13 protein-coding genes and 1 pseudogene are annotated in these 18,728 nt (G+C 31.1%); 1 reads left to right on the top strand and 13 read right to left on the bottom strand.

Annotated features, from left to right (window positions below; translation table 11 throughout):
* Positions 1-26: 26 nt before the first annotated feature.
* The 13 genes and pseudogenes from T473_RS19820 to T473_RS0110670 form a co-directional block, all read right to left on the bottom strand.
* A complete protein-coding gene (locus T473_RS19820; RefSeq protein WP_416387001.1) occupies positions 27-479 on the bottom strand; it encodes a helix-turn-helix domain-containing protein in 453 nt (150 codons plus the stop codon).
* A pseudogene (locus T473_RS19825) lies at positions 462-1,213 on the bottom strand (phosphoenolpyruvate hydrolase family protein); the annotation flags it as partial. The pseudogene T473_RS19825 and the gene T473_RS19820, both read right to left, overlap by 18 nt.
* Before the next feature lie 69 nt (positions 1,214-1,282).
* Positions 1,283-2,728 (bottom strand): TrkH family potassium uptake protein, encoded by a 1,446-nt coding sequence (locus tag T473_RS0110615; protein WP_024621891.1) that lies wholly within the window; start codon positions 2,726-2,728, stop codon positions 1,283-1,285.
* Between the two features lie 312 nt (positions 2,729-3,040).
* Entirely contained in the window at positions 3,041-4,486 is a 1,446-nt protein-coding gene (locus tag T473_RS0110620) for a TrkH family potassium uptake protein (protein WP_024621892.1), read from the bottom strand.
* Positions 4,487-4,494: 8 nt separating this feature from the next.
* Positions 4,495-5,862, bottom strand: coding sequence for a Trk system potassium transporter TrkA (gene trkA, locus T473_RS0110625; protein WP_024621893.1), 1,368 nt, complete (start codon positions 5,860-5,862; stop codon positions 4,495-4,497).
* Between the two features lie 876 nt (positions 5,863-6,738).
* Positions 6,739-7,239 (bottom strand): CarD family transcriptional regulator, encoded by a 501-nt coding sequence (locus tag T473_RS0110635; RefSeq protein ID WP_024621894.1) that lies wholly within the window; start codon positions 7,237-7,239, stop codon positions 6,739-6,741.
* Positions 7,240-7,502: 263 nt separating this feature from the next.
* Positions 7,503-8,987 carry a vWA domain-containing protein gene (locus T473_RS0110640; RefSeq protein WP_024621895.1) on the bottom strand — a complete coding sequence of 495 codons (1,485 nt, stop codon included), beginning with the start codon at positions 8,985-8,987 and terminating at the stop codon, positions 7,503-7,505.
* Between the two features lie 3 nt (positions 8,988-8,990).
* Positions 8,991-10,121 (bottom strand): ATP-binding protein, encoded by a 1,131-nt coding sequence (locus T473_RS0110645; protein WP_024621896.1) that lies wholly within the window; start codon positions 10,119-10,121, stop codon positions 8,991-8,993.
* A gap of 148 nt (positions 10,122-10,269) precedes the next feature.
* Positions 10,270-11,073, bottom strand: coding sequence for a hypothetical protein (locus T473_RS0110650; protein ID WP_024621897.1), 804 nt, complete (start codon positions 11,071-11,073; stop codon positions 10,270-10,272).
* 301 nt (positions 11,074-11,374) lie between these two features.
* On the bottom strand, positions 11,375-12,733 hold the full coding sequence (locus T473_RS0110655; RefSeq protein WP_024621898.1) for a Na+/H+ antiporter NhaC family protein: 1,359 nt from the start codon (positions 12,731-12,733) through the stop codon (positions 11,375-11,377).
* A 112-nt stretch (positions 12,734-12,845) separates the two neighbouring features.
* Complete coding sequence (megL, locus tag T473_RS0110660; protein WP_024621899.1) at positions 12,846-14,039, bottom strand: methionine gamma-lyase; 1,194 nt, start codon at positions 14,037-14,039, stop codon at positions 12,846-12,848.
* A gap of 300 nt (positions 14,040-14,339) precedes the next feature.
* Positions 14,340-15,914, bottom strand: a complete 1,575-nt coding sequence (locus T473_RS0110665; protein ID WP_029791701.1) for a sigma 54-interacting transcriptional regulator — start codon at positions 15,912-15,914, stop codon at positions 14,340-14,342.
* Positions 15,915-16,116: 202 nt separating this feature from the next.
* Positions 16,117-17,520, bottom strand: coding sequence for an alanine/glycine:cation symporter family protein (locus tag T473_RS0110670; protein WP_024621901.1), 1,404 nt, complete (start codon positions 17,518-17,520; stop codon positions 16,117-16,119).
* 711 nt (positions 17,521-18,231) lie between these two features.
* Here T473_RS0110670 and T473_RS0110675 point away from each other — a divergent pair.
* A complete protein-coding gene (locus tag T473_RS0110675) occupies positions 18,232-18,720 on the top strand; it encodes a DUF2975 domain-containing protein (RefSeq protein ID WP_024621902.1) in 489 nt (162 codons plus the stop codon).
* Positions 18,721-18,728: the final 8 nt, after the last annotated feature.

Consider the following 18,728-nt stretch of genomic DNA (forward strand, 5'->3'; position numbering starts at 1 on the left):
TTGTACTATTTTATATATTCTTTAGACTATATATTTATATATTCTTTAGGCGACATACCAATTTGTTTCTTAAAAACTTTGCTAAAGTGTGCATAATCTTTATACCCCACTAAATCAGCAACTTTTTTTAACTGTATCTTCTCTTTTTTTAGTATTTCTATAGCTTTATTGATTCTGTACCTCGATAAATATTCCAAAAAACTGCATCCAACCTCAGCATTAAATAAACGGCTTAAATGAGTTCTAGAAATATGCACTACTTTTGCCAATTCAGTAAAACTTATGTCTTCCATATAATGAACGGATACATACTCTTTTACGAATTCCACATAATCGTAATGCTTACTTACTCCCTCTAGCATTTTATTTAATAACTGATCATCCTCAAATCTGGATGTAACTTTAAATTCTTTAGTTTTTTTAGTTATAAATTCTTCAGACGGTATTCTTTCAAAAGCAGAACCTCCAAAGTAACCCATTGTATCAGTATTATCGTACATATATTTTAAGTCTCTAGATGAACTAACAGGTCCACCGTATATAACTTTTATGATATCCCTATCTGAATTATTGCATACATCGAAAACTTCATTAGCTAATTCAACAGCGGACTCAAGGGATAGCATTTTTTCGCTCCTAATACCCCTCCTTTAGTAACACCTAGATGAGCGCAGATAACATCTGCCCCAGCATCAATCATTTTCTCAGCTTCTTCTTTATTAAATACAAATGCTATTGTGAAAATATTTTTACCGCTCGCTATTTTTATTGCTTCTACCTCTTCATCATAAGAAAATCCGTCTTTTTCCAACGCCTCACGAAATAAACCATCTATCATACCTATAGATGGATAGTTAACGATTCCCGAAAAACCTATATTACGGATATTATCAATGTAGAGGTCAAGATTTATAGTAGGGTCCGTAGCGCACAAACCAAATATGATGGGGATATCTCTTATTGTAGGTAATATTTCCCTCGACGCAAAATCCATAACTAATTCATTTGCGTTAAAATACGGCATCATGCCCCCTAATGAGCTAACCCCCATCTGTCTAAATTTTCCTGAGTTTAGTGCTAATAATAAATCTGCACCGCCCTTAGCTGCGTATTTAGCTATTATTCCCGCTCCTAGCGATACGCCTATTATATTACCATTTATTTTAAATTGCGACTTTAAATCGCTTATTATTTTTTCTCTGGTGAAAAACATATTTCGACTCCCTAAGATTCTTCTTTATACCGATATTTTATTTTTAATTAACATACTGATACTTTTAATTTAAAACTTGTTTCTCCACAAAGAAGGTGAAAATACAATTAAAAACGGAAATAATTCCAAACGACCTGCCAACATATCAAAGCACAGCACTAGTTTTGAGAATACCGAAAAATCGAAATAACTCTGAGTAGGCCCTACTCCTGCCAATCCCGGCCCAACATTATTTAAACAACTTAATACCGCACTAAAAGTAGTCGCAAAATCCAAATTTTGAATTGATACTAACAATACCGATAAAATCAACATAATTACATAGACAATAAAATATATGTATACACCGTGAATAACCTCACCGCTAACTCTTTTTTTATCTATTGTAACAATACTAACAGATTGAGGATGAAGAATATGTTTGATCTCTTGCCTTACAGTCTTCACAAGGATAATCAACCTGGATGTTTTAATTCCACCTCCAGTAGATCCTGCACATGCCCCAATTATCATTATTCCAAGTAGTATAGACTTCGAAAACATCGGCCACAAATCGTAATCCGCGGTAGCATAACCAGTAGATGTAATAATTGAGACCACCTGGAAAACTGCATATCTAAATGCTTTTATAGGAGTTTCGTATATGCCTAAGATATTTATAGCTATAGCAATTGTTGCGAATAGAATAATTCCTAGATAAACTCTTACTTCCTCGCTCTTAAACGCTATAGAAAATTTCTTGATTATAAATAAATACAATATATTGAAATTTATCCCAAATAGTACCATAAAAAGAACAAGAACACCCTCAATATAAGCACTGTCATAGTGCGCTATACTATCGATCCTATTTGAAAATCCACCTGTACCAGCAGTACTAAACATGTGAATTAGACTATCAAATAAAGACATCCCTCCACACATCAACATTATAGTTAAAATTATAGATAAAAGAATATAAATTCCATATAATATTTTAGCCGTAGATCTAACCTTAGGCACGATTTTTTTCATTGTAGGTCCAGGCACTTCTGCACGCAACAAGTGCACTGATCTTTTTTCAGTCAATGGAATGAATGCCAATACGAATACCAAAACTCCCATACCACCTATCCAGTGAGTAAAACTCCTCCAAAACAACATTCCCTGAGGTAAATTTTCCAGATCGCTTAATATAGTAGACCCTGTTGTACTAAACCCAGATACGGTCTCAAAAAAAGCATCGATAAAAGTTGGAATACTCCCGCTTATCAAGTAGGGAATACATCCGAATAAAGACCAAAGTACCCAAGTAAAAGCCACAATTACGAAACCTTCTTTTGCGTAAATCCCTGAGTTATCCGGTTTTTTTCTACCAAAAATTAAAAATAGTACAAATAATAAAGTTGAAGTCATGAAAAAATCAACTGCTTCTTTTTCTCCATTTAAAATTGACACTATCCCCGGGATTAGCAATAACAAGCCCTCAATACCCATTAGCTTTCCCAATATATATACTACCATTCTTTTATTCATAGTTTCTTTCCTATCCCTCTTTTGTTTATAATTATTTCCCTATAACTTATTTTTTTATAATTACTCTTATATCTCTTTTATTTAAAATTACTTAGTTAGATTACTTTCTTTAAAATCACTTATCTATTACTACGATATCTATAATTTTATATACAATATTATCATCATTCCATATATTATACTGTAACAAGTAATAACAAAGGTATCAACAATAAAATAAGCCTATAATATTAAAACTCTTATAGACTTTATAATATAACTAAAATATTTAATTATTAACAGTATTTATCAATATAAAACTCTGACAAAACCTTAAAATTTGCTTCTCCACAATGAAGGCGAAAATATTATCAAAAATGGAAATAGTTCTAAACGACCTGCCAACATATCAAAACAGAATACTACCTTTGAAAATATCGAAAAATCATGAAAACTCTGAGTAGGCCCAGCACCTGCAATTCCCGGTCCAACATTGTTTATGCAGGTAAGTACGGCGCTAAATGTAGTAGGGAAGTCAATATTTTGTATAGATATCAAAATCACCGACAAAACAAAAATTAAAACATAGGCTATAAAATAGGTATAAACACCGTGAATAGTGTCGACATCCACTCTTTTTTTATCGATAGTAACAATGCTCACGGATTTTGGGTGAAGAATGTGTTTAATTTCTTGTCTAACCGTTTTAAATAGTATAATTAATCTAGATACTTTAATACCACCTCCAGTAGACCCAGCACATGCACCGATTATCATTATTACAAGTATTACAGACTTCGAAAGCTGTGGCCACAAATCAAAATCAGCTGTTGCATAACCCGTTGTAGTAATAATCGAAGCTACTTGAAATACTGCGTATCTGAAAGCTTCTAAATGTGCTCCGTAAATACTTAATATATTAAATGCTATAATAACTGTCGCAAGTACAATAATTCCTAAATAAGCCCTTACTTCCTCACTCTTAAATATCGGGGTAAACTTCTTAATCAGTAAAAAATAAAACATATTGAAGTTAATACCAAATAATATCATAAAAATCGTGATAACAGACTCTATATACACGCTATTATAATATCCTATACTAGCGCTTTTATTAGAGAAACCGCCCGTGCCAGCTGTACCAAACATGTGAATCAAACTATCGAAAAACGACATACCTCCACACATCAACAGTATTGTCAAAATCAAAGATAAAATTATATAAATTCCATATAATATCTTTGCTGTCGATCTTACTTTCGGTACAAGTTTATCTACAGCAGGACCTGGAACTTCCGCACGCATCAAGTGTATCGAACGTTTATCGGTCAACGGAATAAAGGCTAAAACAAATACCAAAACTCCCATTCCGCCTATCCAGTGTGTGAAACTTCTCCAAAACAACATACCTTGAGATAAAGATTCTATATCATTTAAAACTGTAGAGCCTGTTGTTGTAAATCCAGAAACCGTTTCAAAAAATGCATCTATATAACTAGGAATACTTCCGCTAATAACAAAAGGTAGTGATCCAAATACAGACCAAAGTACCCATGCAAAAGCCACAATTATAAAGCCTTCTTTAGCATAAATTCCAGTATCATCTGGCTTTTTTCTACCAAATAATAAATAAAATACAAATAATATTATCGATGTTATAAAAAAGGCAGTTGCATTTTCTTCACGATATAAAATAGCTACAATTCCAGGTATTAGCAATAACAATCCTTCAATTCCCAGCATTTTACCCAATATATATACTATCATTTTTTTATTCATAATTTATCCTATCCCTCTACCTTAAATATATCATTTAAATCATTAAAACGGTGACAAGTTGTAACGACGATAACACTATCGCCAATCTTTAGCAGTTCATTCCCATCAGGAATAATAATCTTTCGTTTTCTAACAATACAAGCTATCAACAAATTATCCTTTAATTTCAATTCTTTAATTGGGATACCTAGATAAGATGTATTTTCTCTAATGATAAACTCAATAGCTTCTATCTGATTATTGACCAAACGGTATACTGTTTCTATATTCGCACTAGCCAATGAATTCTGCATAGCCCTTACATAACCTAAAATTGTATCCGCAGTAACAGTCTTTGGAGATACAACTGTTTCAATTCCGATATCATCCACTATACTAGTCAATGGTTCACTATTAACTTTAGTAACTATCTTAGATGCCTTTCTAGTTTTAGCGTATATCGACATAATTATATTCTCTTCATCAATTCCAGTTAAAGCAACAAATGCACCTACTCTATCGATGCCCTCTTCTTCTAATAGTTCATGATTGGTTGCATCACCGTGGATAATTGTTACATCTGGAAGCAATTCACATAGTTCCATACATCTATCGTAATCGCGTTCAAGAATCTTGACCTGTACACCCAAGCTGCATAATTTCCTAGCCAGATAATAGGATACCCTACTACCCCCACAGATCATAACTGTAGAAACTTTATTCTTAAATTTACCAGTAACTTTGAAAAACTTTTCTATACCCCTATGAGAAGAAGCTATATAAATTTTATCTCCAGATTCTAAAACAAATTCTCCACTAGGAATAAGAACTTTTTGATTTCTCTTTACTGCACAAATTAGAACAGAATGCGAATATTTTTTTGACAGTTCTTCAAGGCTCAATCCATCTATTGGACTTCCCTGCTCTACCTTAAACTCGACCAACTCCACTTTACCTTTTGCAAACGTCTCTATTTTACTAGCAGAAGGGAAAATCAACACCCTTGATATTTCCTCAGCCACTTCAAGCTCCGGATTAACAGCCATAGATAACCTTAGGTCGTCCTTAATCAAATACATTTGCTTATAATAAACCGGGTTTCTTACTCTGGCTATAGTTTTTTCAGCCCCTAATTTCTTCGCAAGCAGGCAGCACATCATATTCATAGAATCCGATGAAGTACAGGCAATTGCCAGATTAGCGGTATCAATTCCCGCCTCAATTAAAACTTCATGGCTCGCTCCATCTCCTTCAATACCAATAACATCTAGCTCATTAATAGAGTTCTTTAATTTTGCAGATTTATAGTCTATTAAAACAATATCATGGTCTTCTTCTGATAGCTGTTTTGCTAATTTATGCCCAACTTTTCCGTCTCCAATAATCACTATTTTCATCTATATTTTCCTATTTCCTCTCATTGTTATAATAATCTCCATGATAGCATATATAAGGGTTTGAGACAATTGTTTGTTGTAATTAATAATCTATTTTTTAATTAATTTTACTATTATATAAAACAAATTCATTAAAAAAAGAAGCTATCTATAAAATCTTTAAGATAACTCCTTTTATTTTAACCCAATCATCAATAAAATTAAAAATCTTACACTAACTAAATCCCATTAACTACCTCTTTCACAACCTATACGAATCAACCAATGCCGGTAAATCATTAATATAACTAACAGTCATCAACTTATCCACATTATACTTACCCTGAAAACTTAGCCATTGCTCCTTAATATCATTCAAATCTACCAAGTTTTTCTCCTGTCAATACTTGTAGTAAAATATTTTCAGCTGATGACAATTGTTCATCAAAATTATTTAACAGGCTTTGGTACTTCTCCCGAAGTCTTGTTGAACGCCATCGGCATTTATATAACCTGCAAAAGCATATGGCAACCCTAGTGATGCTGCAATATACGCAGATGTAGGAACTCCCATCTAGTCCCAAATCTACTCTATTTGGATACAGCGTCTCTAAAGTTCCGAAACACTCTGCAACTTGAAGTGTCGTTATTATTCATTTATAACCCTCCTTAATAGAAAAGCCTAGTTTTCATCATTAATCATAGTTCATATAAACTACTCTAATATACCTTATACCACTTTTAAGTCTAAATAATCTAACATTTCTATGCTCAGGCAATTGCTTATCTTCACAATCTAATGTTACATCTGCATCTACCCAAATTTAGACTTTTGACTTTTCCTAATAAAATCAAAAAAGGAACTACTTAAATATTATATCTAAGTAATTCCTATTTCTATTGTTTATCTACTGCTCTTTCTATATACGATCTTACTTCATCAGGAGAGATATTTAAAACAACCGCAAATTCTTCATTTATCAATCTTTCCGCTTCTTTCATGATATCACTGTCTACTTTATGCACTTTTTTTCCAATAGATTCTGTGTATCCTTTATTTGAATATATACATCTTATTAATGTAATTAATTCATCACATTTACCCCTTTTTAGTATTGCTTTAAATTGATTATTCCTTGCTTTCTCATCGTCTATCCATAAGCTATTTAAATTGGGGCTATCATTAATTAATGATTTTACCTCTTCTTCTGATATTATTTTTCTAATTGTAATTTTATTGTTCTCTACAGGCGTTTTTATTACCGTGGTATCGTTGTATACTGGGCTTAAAATGTAGTATTTTCTTTTTTCATTACCTATAAAACTCTCATTTGCTATATCTACTACTTTACATACACCTGTCATTCCGTACACTATATAGTCATCAATCTTAAACATTAAGAGCTCACCATCCTTAAAATAATAAACGAGTAGCTTTTGCCAACTGGAGTTAACCAAAACTACTCGTATATATACATTTTATCACATTTAGCAACTTTAAGATAATGAAAAGATTATTTTAATGCTTTTTAAAATTTTATTATTCAAATAATCGTCTTCCTTTTTGTAAAGTAAAGACTAATACGCCAAATCAGATCCATCTTAATCCTAATCGATATTAATCTTAAATCTTTTTATTAATCAATATAAACTTGTAGTATTTATAACATTGGCTGTTGATTATTCATAGAATAACCATCGCTTCTAATATCTCTTATATCTAATTTATCAGCTTTTGTTTTAACCTTGCTTAGTTTTTTAACTGCTCCATAAGGCTCCTTCAATGAAAGTTTATCTCCATTTCCAGTAATAATCCACAGAACTTTATACCCTCTAGGTATCGTTTGTAACCTCTTTTCGCCCTTGCCATCAGTAAAATACACTATTAAATTTATCTTTTTATTGTTAGCGTATTCAAAAACTGGAGTGAAATTAGTACTTCCACCTTTTTTAACTCTATCTTTTACATCTTTTACAGATTTAACTTTGTATGCACGTCTAATTTCACTATCGCATTCTATAATTGTAATTTCATGGTTGTAATTTTTAACAATATTTAGAACCTCTTTAACTGCTTGTTTAAACTCTTCATCGCTAATACTTCCACTTATATCAATAGCAACAGCTATTTCTGCTTTATGAGATCTCAATTCGCCTCTCAAGTCTAATCTATCTGGTTGTCTTCTATTTCTTCTCGTTATAGTCTTCTTTTTATTGCTTTCAATAGTTCCTATCAATCTATTTAAATATAAATTCCAAGGCAATTCGCCTTTGCTATTTTTGAAAGCTGATATCATATCTTTTAAATAAGCCGGGTTTTCACCTTTTTGAGAATTATCTATAAATTTTTCTGTAAATTCTCTAAGAGTTTTTCCGTCTACATCATCCGAATCATCCCAAATTTCATGAGTTTTTTCTAAACTAAATTCTGTTTCTATATTGTCTGATTCATCACTGTTTTCGCCTTTATTATTTTTGTCTTTGTTATTTTCGTCTTTATTATCGACATCTTTATTATCGCCTTCTTTGTAATCATCTTCTCTATCCTCATCCATCTTATCGAGTAAATCCAGCTCAGTTTGAATCTTTTCAACGTAGTATTCAAAAGTTTCATATGGCTCAAGTTTTAAAGAATAATTTACATTTACCCAATCTAAGGTAATAGCATATGGCGTCAGATAATCTAAATATTTATTTACTACTATATCCATTGCCATATTAATAGCTAATGTACTATATCTACCTTTTAAACCTTTTGCTCTCACTAAGTGCATTGATACTACATGAAGAATTTCGTGCTTAATAGAACTCTCCATTTGTTTTATATTGAGGTTTAGAAAAATCATTGGATTAAAATATATTACATATTTAGCGCCTTTAAAATTGACAGCTGTTGAGCTACTTATATCAAACCTTATCTCCCTTGACATTTGAAATAGAAAATACCCATAAAAATTATCTTTATCTTCCATAAGACTCAAATTAACTTTATCTACAATACTAAAGAACTCATTCTCAAAATCTTGCGGTATATCTATCTCAAATCTTTCATTAGCTCGGTTTGCTTTTAAAATAGCTACATTATCGATGAGTTCTATTGTTCTATCGTAAAGCCACTTTACTTGTTTATCAAAATAATTTTCCATACATTATCCCCTTATTAAGTTATAAGATTCAAAATACGCCTCCACAAACTCTTCATTCTCTATAGCTTTTTTATACACTTCAGTATAACTATATTTCATATCCTTCATAATCCCTACCATCAGATCCACCGGATATATTTTTAAAAACTCAATAAATCTATCTATATAATCGTTTGATTTATATTTACCATTTTTTATATTCGAATCTAAGATTTTCAAAATATTCATTGCCGATAGATACAGTCTTGTATGACTTTCATTTATCGCTCTTTCTACAACAGATTTACTAAGAGTTTCTCCTAAAAACACATCTTCATAGGATATCAATAAGCTGTTATCTGCTTCAATAAAACTTATAAACTCTTCTGCAATAACCGTCCCTACATTACCTTTTAAAACATTTACAAATATAGCTCTCGGTACTAAATCTTTTTTCTCTTTATAGATTTTGTAACTTTTTGAAATTCTTTCATAGCTTCTTGGAGTTGCCCTTACATCATCTTCATTTTCTTTATTTAAATATTCTGGGAAGGTTGAAATAAACTCAACAACCTTTTGTTCAATCCCTACATCTATCGCCCATTTTAACCACTGTACATAATCACTTTCCATATTAAGCCATACAAACCTATTTTCTTGAGCTGCATCCATGTCCACAACTTGATAATCAAAATCCGAACCATATTTACTTGAAGGATTCATAGCTGCTAAAATTTTTACATCATCATGCAAGTTGTACCCATTGATTTCTCTATTTAATATTAAATTCATAAGCTCTTGCTGTACTGTATGCTCGCAACGATTTATCTCATCAATAAATAAAAGAACTGTCTTACCTTTAGATATTTCTTCATCGATATCCCTTAACTTGTTATGAACAGCATATACTGTCATCTTTTTTTCTTTCTTATCCCCACCGGAATTAATATCTATATATGATTCCACAGTTGGAAGACCGCCTATTTCACCTTCTTTAAGTAGGTTTCCATCAATAACTATTAAACTCCAATTATTCTGCTTGGCAAGCTTCTTCGCTAAAGCTGTTTTTCCTATTCCACTTTCACCAACTACTAAAGGTACTTCTCTAGTAGATAGCACTAAGTCAACGCTTTGTAATGTATCTATAAAATTCATTTTGCCTCTCTCCTATTTCATCTTTATCATCTATTATAAGTCTTAACTTTTCGCCTATATAAGTTTTTAACTTTTCATCTATTGTAAGTCTTAACGTTTACCTGTTTAGTTTTTAACTTTTTATCTATTATAACTCTTAATTGTTCATCTATATAAATTTTAACTTTTCATCTACAGCTATTTTCTTTGCCTTTTTGCTTCCAAATTTAGAAATAAATATTATTTTATCAATTGGCATAGTATCGCTATCCCTATCTATAGTTTTACAATTTAAAAAATCTCTAATATATTTTTCGTCAACATCTTCCTTTGATAATACTTGTTTCAATACTTCTTCTAATTCCTCTTTAGTTACATTTTTTGCAATATATTTAATCACTAAAATATTCGCTTTCAAAAATTCCAGCATTTTTTTCTTATCCAAATTTTTAATTAGGCCGATAGCTGACTCATCTTCCTTTATTGCAATAACCTCTACATTATGTGTAGGTGTATCAATATATCTTAATGCTACAGAATTTATTTTTACAGCCTCTTCTTCCACGCTTTCATAAGGATCTCTTATATACTTTATTGAATCGTAATTTTTTCTTACAGCTAACAATTGCAACTCCTCACTAGGATTTTCAATATATTGGATAGCCCACCCAGCTTGATTTATCGCTAATTTGACGACCTTATCAGTTGGGTTTTTAATATATTCTAAGCTACTCCACCCATCGTTTACAACTTTTATCATCATATCTTCTGTGGGGCTATCTATATATTCAATAGCTCTAACATTATTATCTATAGCTAATTCTTGCATCTCCATAGTTGGATTTTCTATATATTTTAATGCAGTTCCATCTTTTTTAATGGCCGCTATCTTCATCTCATCTGTTGGATTGTATATGGTTTTTATAGTTGAAGGATTTATTTTTATATTTTCGATAAGTATTGATTCTTCCATTGTTCCCCTCCGTATCTATTATTTTTATTACTTATTATATAAATATACTTTTTATATGGATTTAAACATAATTATAACAAAATCCCCATAGCTATAATAGCTTTTAGATTTTGACAATTATATGAATTCAATTTATATAGTTGATTAAATTAGTGTTAAAAAATAAAAAAAGATGTACACCTAGAGCAAAATCTCTAGATGTACATCTTTTCTATGTATATTCATATATAACATTTAAAACTAAAGATATTAAATTACCAAAAAAGTTTTCCTATATAAAAAAATATAAACTTACTCTATATTAACTTATAGTCTTTTCTCGTTTATCGACTTTTCTCTTCGCAATTAACTCAGGGAAATCAATAGTAATAGAAATAATACCGAAAATAAGTAGGAATAATGGATAGTGTAGATATTTGATTATGGAAACTGATGAAACGCCTGCTATCCCTACTGCTGTAAGTATTTGAGCACCATATGGTATCATACATTGCCAACAAGAAGCGAATATATCTAAAATACTGGCTATTTTTCTTGGATCTAGATCGTATTCTTCACCTATATCTTTAGCTAAAGGCCCTGCTGTGATGATTGTAATAGTGTTATTTGCGGTACAAAGATCGATAATACTTGATAAAATAGCTATACCAAATTTTGCGCCTCTCTTACTTTTGATTTTGCTAGTTACGTAATTAAGAATAAAGTCCATACCGCCGTTGTGTTTAATTAATCCAATAACTCCCCCTACTACTAAAACTAGTAGACATAGCTCTTGCATTCCTGCCATCCCTTTAGATATAGATTCAATAAATCCCCACATGCTTAGAGAATTTGTAAAGAATCCTATAACACCAGCGAATACTATTCCTACACCTAGTAACATGAAAACGTTAAGTCCTGCCAATGCTCCAACTAATACACCTAGATATGGTAAAACTTTAACTACTTGGAAAGGATGACTTTCACCTGGAACGGTTTGAACACCTGAAGTCATCACTAGAATTATTATAAGACTTAAAAGTGCAGCAGGTAGTACGACAAAGAAGTTTTTTATAACCTTGTCCTTCATTTGACAACCTTGAGTACTTGCAGCCGCAATAGTAGTGTCTGAAATCATAGATAAATTATCACCTACCATTGCTCCACCAACTATGATTGCTACTAAGAACTCCAATGGTATTCCCGTCTTTTGAGCTATTCCTATACCTATTGGCGTCAATGCAGAAACAGTACCAACCGATGTTCCCATAGATATGGATATAAAACATACAACTAGAAAAAGTCCAGCTACTAATAAATTTGGCGGAAGGACAGATAAACTCATGTTTACTGTTGAGTCTACAGCTCCCATTGATGCTGCAACACTTCCAAAAGCGCCTGCTAATAAAAATATGACCAACATAATAACTATATTGCTATCTCCAGCGCCTTTACAAAAAACATCCATTTTAGTATCGAAAGAGTCTTTTTTTCCTTTGGGATTTATCATAAAAGCAACTGCTGCAGCCACTATAAAGGCTATTAAAGCTGGCATTTTATAAAAATCACCAGTTGCTATACCGCAACCCATAAATAGTAATAAAAAGACAGCAATCGGAGCAAGTGCAATTGCATTGCCTTTACTTATTTCGTTACCTGCTTCTTTATTCGATTCTTGCATAATTTTGGTCTCCTTTTAAATTTTATGTACAGTAAAGGAGAAGATATTGATTCAAAAACATCTTCTCCCCTTATTATTTTTTAAAGGTAGTTTGTATGGGTGTTTCTAATTTCTATAATCTATCAAGACCTTGTTTTAAGTCTGCTATTATATCTTCTGGATCTTCAAGACCAACAGATATTCTTATTAAACCTTCTGATATACCAGCTTCAGCTCTTTCTTCTGGAGTGTAAGGAGAGTGAGTCATTGAAGCAGGATGTTGAATTAATGTTTCACAATCACCTAAACTAACGGCTAATGTACATAATTCTAAAGAATTTAATAGTTTTTTACCAGCTTCTAATCCGCCCTTAACTTCGAATGCTATCATTCCACCTGGTTTATCCATTTGTTTTTGAGCTAATTCATATTGAGGAAAGCTTTTTAAACCTGGATAATTGACTTGAGTTACATTTTCATTGCTTTCTAAGAATTCGGCAACTACCATTGCACTTGCGCAATGTCTGTCCATTCTTACTTGAAGCGTTTTCATACCTCTAATTATTAAGTATGCATCAAATGGGCTTAATACAGAACCTGTCATATCTTTGATTCCGAATAATCTTACTTGAGTTATAAAATCTAATTTACCAGCAACGAACCCAGCTACAACATCACCGTGTCCATTTAAATATTTAGTAGCAGAGTGAACAACAACATCAGCACCTAATTCTAATGGTCTTTGTAGGTAAGGAGTGCAGAATGTATTATCAACAAATACCATACAACCTTCTACACTGTGAGCAACTTCAGATACAGCTTCGATATCTATTAATTTTAAATCAGGGTTTGCAGGTGTTTCTAAATAAACAACTTTTGTATTTGATTTCATTGCAGCTTTAACTTCCTCTAAATTCGAAGCATCTACAAATGATACCTCTATTCCATATCTGCTGATTCCGTGATTAAACATAGCATATGTACAACCGTATAAAGTTTTACTTGCTACAACATGATCCCCAGCTTTAAGCGCAGACCATAATGCAGAAGTTATAGCACCCATTCCAGAAGCTGTTGAAACACAAGCTTCCGCACCTTCAAGTAACGCAACTTTGTCTTCAAGTTGAGTATTAGTTGGGTTACCTAATCTTGAATATATATATCCGCCTTCTTCAAGAGCAAATCTTCTTCCTCCTTGTTCAGCACTATCAAACACGAATGTAGAAGTTTGGAAAATAGGAGTAGTTAAAGCTCCTGTTCTTGTATCTCTTTCATATCCACCGTGTACAGTTTTTGTTCCAAATTTAGCGTTTTTTAAGTTTTCCATTTTTAATTCCTCCTAATATTTTATTTACGCTATTATATAAGAGCAATTCTCATACCAACTTTAGATTTTTACACAGAAAAATATTTTTTAACGAATACATTGATAAAGCTCCACTTACCGAAACGTTTTCTCAATTATAATAGAACTTTATTTTTAATTAAATTCACACTGTAAATTAATGTTTACATTTTCTATTTTTATCGTAAACTTTACTTTACAGTAGTAAATGTTTATTTACGCATTTTTTACAATTAATACTATCTATCTACTTTTTTATTCATATATTTACCTATTTAGACACTATGCATTTATTTCCTTAATATTGTACTTTTTAACCTTATTCATTACAGCAGTATGTGATATACCGAGTATTTTGGCACTTTCTCTATAACTTTTTTCGGTATTATATACCTTATTAATTATTTCTTTTTCATAATTCTCCATTTCTTCTTTTAATGATTTCGGCTCTATCTTCTCTTTTTCAACAAAATTGTTTACAATATCCTCATTTTTGCAAATCGAATCGATAACAATATCCTGAGACGTTAAAATATCACCATTACATAAATTCATAGACCTCTCAACTAAGTTTTGAAGTTCCCTTACATTGCCTGGCCACTCATAACACATTAGCTCATCTATAAATTCTTTTTTAAATCCTTTTATATCTTTTTTTAATTTCTTATTAAGTTTATTTATAAAGAATTGAACTAATATAGGTATATCTTCTAATCTCTCTTTTAAACTAGGTATCTTTATTGGGATTACATTTAATCTATAATATAAATCCTCTCTAAACTCTCCATCTTTTATCATCTGCTCAAGATTTTTATGAGTAGCCGCAATTACTCTAACATCTATTTTTTCTTCCTTGCTACTTCCGATTTTTCTTATCTTACCTTCTTGGAGAACTCTGAGTAGTTTTGCTTGAATAAACATTGATAACTCTCCAATTTCATCTAAAAATATAGTTCCACAATTAGCTTCTTTAAATAGTCCTTCTTTACCATTTTGAATTGCTCCTGTAAAACTTCCTTTTTCATAACCGAATAACTCACTTTCTAACAGATTTTCGGGTAGAGCCGCACAGTTAATGGCTACAAATCTTTTATCTTTTCTATCGCTTAAATTGTGTATTGCATTTGCAAATAGCTCTTTGCCAGTACCGCTATCTCCTCTCAATAAGACAGTTGAGTCGCTATTAGCTATTGCAGCTGTTACTTTTTTTACATTTTCTATACTTTTACTATTTCCTATAATATCTTTAAAAGGTCCATCATTATTTGTATTTATTATTTTCACAAGCTGTCTAGCTTTATTAACGTCTTTTATAGAAACGACTGCGCCTACTGACTCATTATAATCGTTAGTTATTCTTCTACCTGTAGTTATATAATTACTTGCAGTATTATTATGTAGTAAACTAGCCTTAATATTATCGTATTCTATACCTTTGTTTACTAGATTTATAATCGCATCGTCTTTACCTAAAATATCTCTAATATCTACTCCGATTACATCTTCTTTCTTATAGTTGAATAGTTCTTGGCAGTAATTATTAAATATATTTATTTTAAAATCTTTATCTATTGATATAATTCCTTCATCCACAGAGTTAATAACAGCAAGAAGTTGTTGTTCATTTTTTTCATACGATAACAACTGTACTTCATTTACCGATATTACATCATCTATATTGCAAATAGCTTCTTTTAATATTTCTTTAGTTTTGGTATCAATCTCATCTATTTTTACACAAACCTTTTTCGGAAAAACTTCCATAGATATTAAGTCTATTTTCTTGTTATAAAGCTTGTACAATATTTCAGTAGTGATACCAAATCGATTTTCAGTATTTATTTCGAGTCTAATCATACAATCTTCTCCTCTATTATTAAAAGTCGTTGCCCTTTACAGTATCATTATATTGTATTAAAATTATTAAATCTAGTTTATGACCTTCATATTTTAAATTCCTATAATACATAATTAATTTAAGGGAATTACCTATACAAAAAAGTACTCCTTTTCTATTCTAGACAGGAGTACTCTATATTCATATTATTATTATATATTATTAAGCTGTAGGTCTTTTCTTTTTACCTTTAGAACTTATTCCACCATTTACCTTAATATAATCATTATGTACAGCCTTAACAGTTCCAGTAAGAGCAAGCAATGCAATTAAATTGGGAATTACCATAAGTCCATTGAACATATCTGACATTGTCCATACAATAGAGACTTCTCCCAGTGTTCCAAGTAATACACAAACACACACTAATACTGCATATACCTTAACAGACTTTGCTCCAAATAAATATTTTATATTTGCCTCTCCAAAGAAATACCACCCAATTATAGTAGAAAAAGCAAAGAAGAACATACAAATAGCTATAAAAATATCCCCAAACTTACCAAACACTGACGAGAATCCCGCTTGAGTAAGTGCAGTACCTATAAGAGAAGCATCTGGAGTCACAGAACGAGTCGTAATAATAACTAAAGCTGTTAAATTTAATATAACAAAAGTATCAATAAATACCCCCATCATTGCAACAAATCCTTGTTCTGATGGATAATCAACCTTCGCCACTGCATGTGCATGAGGTGTAGAACCCATACCAGCTTCATTTGAGAATAATCCACGAGCTACACCTTTACTCATAGCCTTTTGAATAGTAGCTCCAACAACCCCACCTGCAATTGACTGAGGTGCAAATGCTCCTACAAATATTTCTTGGAATGCCAAAGGTATGTTTTTGTAGTTTGCAAAAATAACAATTAAAGCTCCTATAATATAAAATAATGCCATAATAGGTACGATTGTTTCTGTAACTTTAGCTATTCTTGCAATTCCACCAGAAAATACTATATATGCTAAGACTGCTAATACAACACCAACTAAAAGTGGATTTAAACCAAAAGCAATATCAAACGCAGCCGCAATTGAATTTGATTGTACTGCATTCCCCATAAATCCTAAGGCAAGTATAATAAATACTGCAAAAAAACCTGCTAAAATTTTACCAAATTTCCCTTTAAATGCTCCCTGTATGTAATAAACAGGGCCACCTGTTACTGTGTTATCTTCACCGATTTGCTTATACTTTTGTGCCATTGTAGCTTCTGCATAAATTGTCGCCATACCGAAAAATGCACTGATCCACATCCAAAATATAGCTCCAGGTCCTCCGACTGCAATTGCTGTAGCTGCACCCGCCAAGTTCCCAGTACCTACTTGAGCTGCCACTGCAGTAGCTAATGATTGAAATTGTGTCATTCCCTCTGCGCCAGCTTTTTCACTCTTTTTGAACAAACCTCCAAAAGTTCTTCTAAATCCTTCTCCAAAACCTCTAATTTGAATAAATTTTAATTGAAATGTATACCAGACACCCGTTCCAACAAGTAAAAATAGTAGGATATTTTTATCCCATAAGATACCATTTACTGCATTTACAATTTTCGTTAGTACTTCCATTACAAACGCCTCCTTGTTATTGAATTTAGTTCCTCTGAGTTTTGTTTAAGTACCCAGCATGACTTAAATTTATATCAAAGAATTTTCAACTTATATAGAAAACTCTGCGATAAATAAAAACTAATATTCTATAACTTAATGGACTACTTTGATGAGTTTCCTTATGAAGCTAAGCCTAAGTTACTCTAAGATGTGACTTTGTGATTATTTTTAGAAATGATATTATTAAAAATTGTTAAATAATTTACATGTTATTAACATTGTATACACTTTTATCTATATATTCAATACAAATATAGATAATACCTATATTTAAAATATTCGGAAAATATTCCATAAGGTTTTTTATGGTATCCAACTTTATATTTTGCTAAAATATATAGGTACTCCTTTTATAGCGTTTTTAGTTCTTCTAATATGCCTGCTATACGCCAACTAGTATTTGGTATTTGTTACACATCGTATATGTGCGTTATTTTGCTTTATATAATATATAAAATATATATCTACAAATATATCGACTCTTAACAGTATTGATAATTAATATTTTTTTATTGATTTTCGATATTTTTTTATTGTTTTTTGTCAAATAACATGTTAATATATGTTTAGTAAACAAAATGGAGGTTACAATATTAAAAATAGAAGTATTAAACAAATAAATGTTAAGCAAAGAATAAAATATTCTACAGGGAAAGTTGAGGTAACATTATGAAAAAAGACTTAGGTTTAAAAATATTAGATAAAATTGTTTTGGTAGGAATTATTTTAACTATATTATTGCTTGTAGCGACACCGTTAATACTAACTGCTTACTTTAAATCTGGATTGGGAATAGTTGGAAGTAATATGCCAATGAATATATCAATAGGAATATATATTTGTGCTGCTCCCTATCTTATAGCATTATTTAATTTAAAGCGTTTATGCAAGATAATATCATCGGAGCAAATATTTTCAAGAGAAATACCTAGATATTTAAAACAAATATCATTTTGGTCCTTTAGTGAAATTTTAATATTTAATATTATTCAAATATCATTATATTTCATTTTTGATATATACTTATATGGGCTAACTGTTATGTCATCGATTGTAGTTTCATTTGTTTCTTTAGCAATAGGATTTTTATGTTTTGTTTTAGCTAAATTCTACGAAACAGCAATAGAGATAAAAGAAGAAAATGATCATACTATATAATAGGTAAA

The organism is Clostridioides mangenotii TR (assembly GCF_000498755.1).
In the GTDB taxonomy this organism is placed as follows: Bacteria; Bacillota; Clostridia; order Peptostreptococcales; family Peptostreptococcaceae; genus Metaclostridioides; species Metaclostridioides mangenotii_A.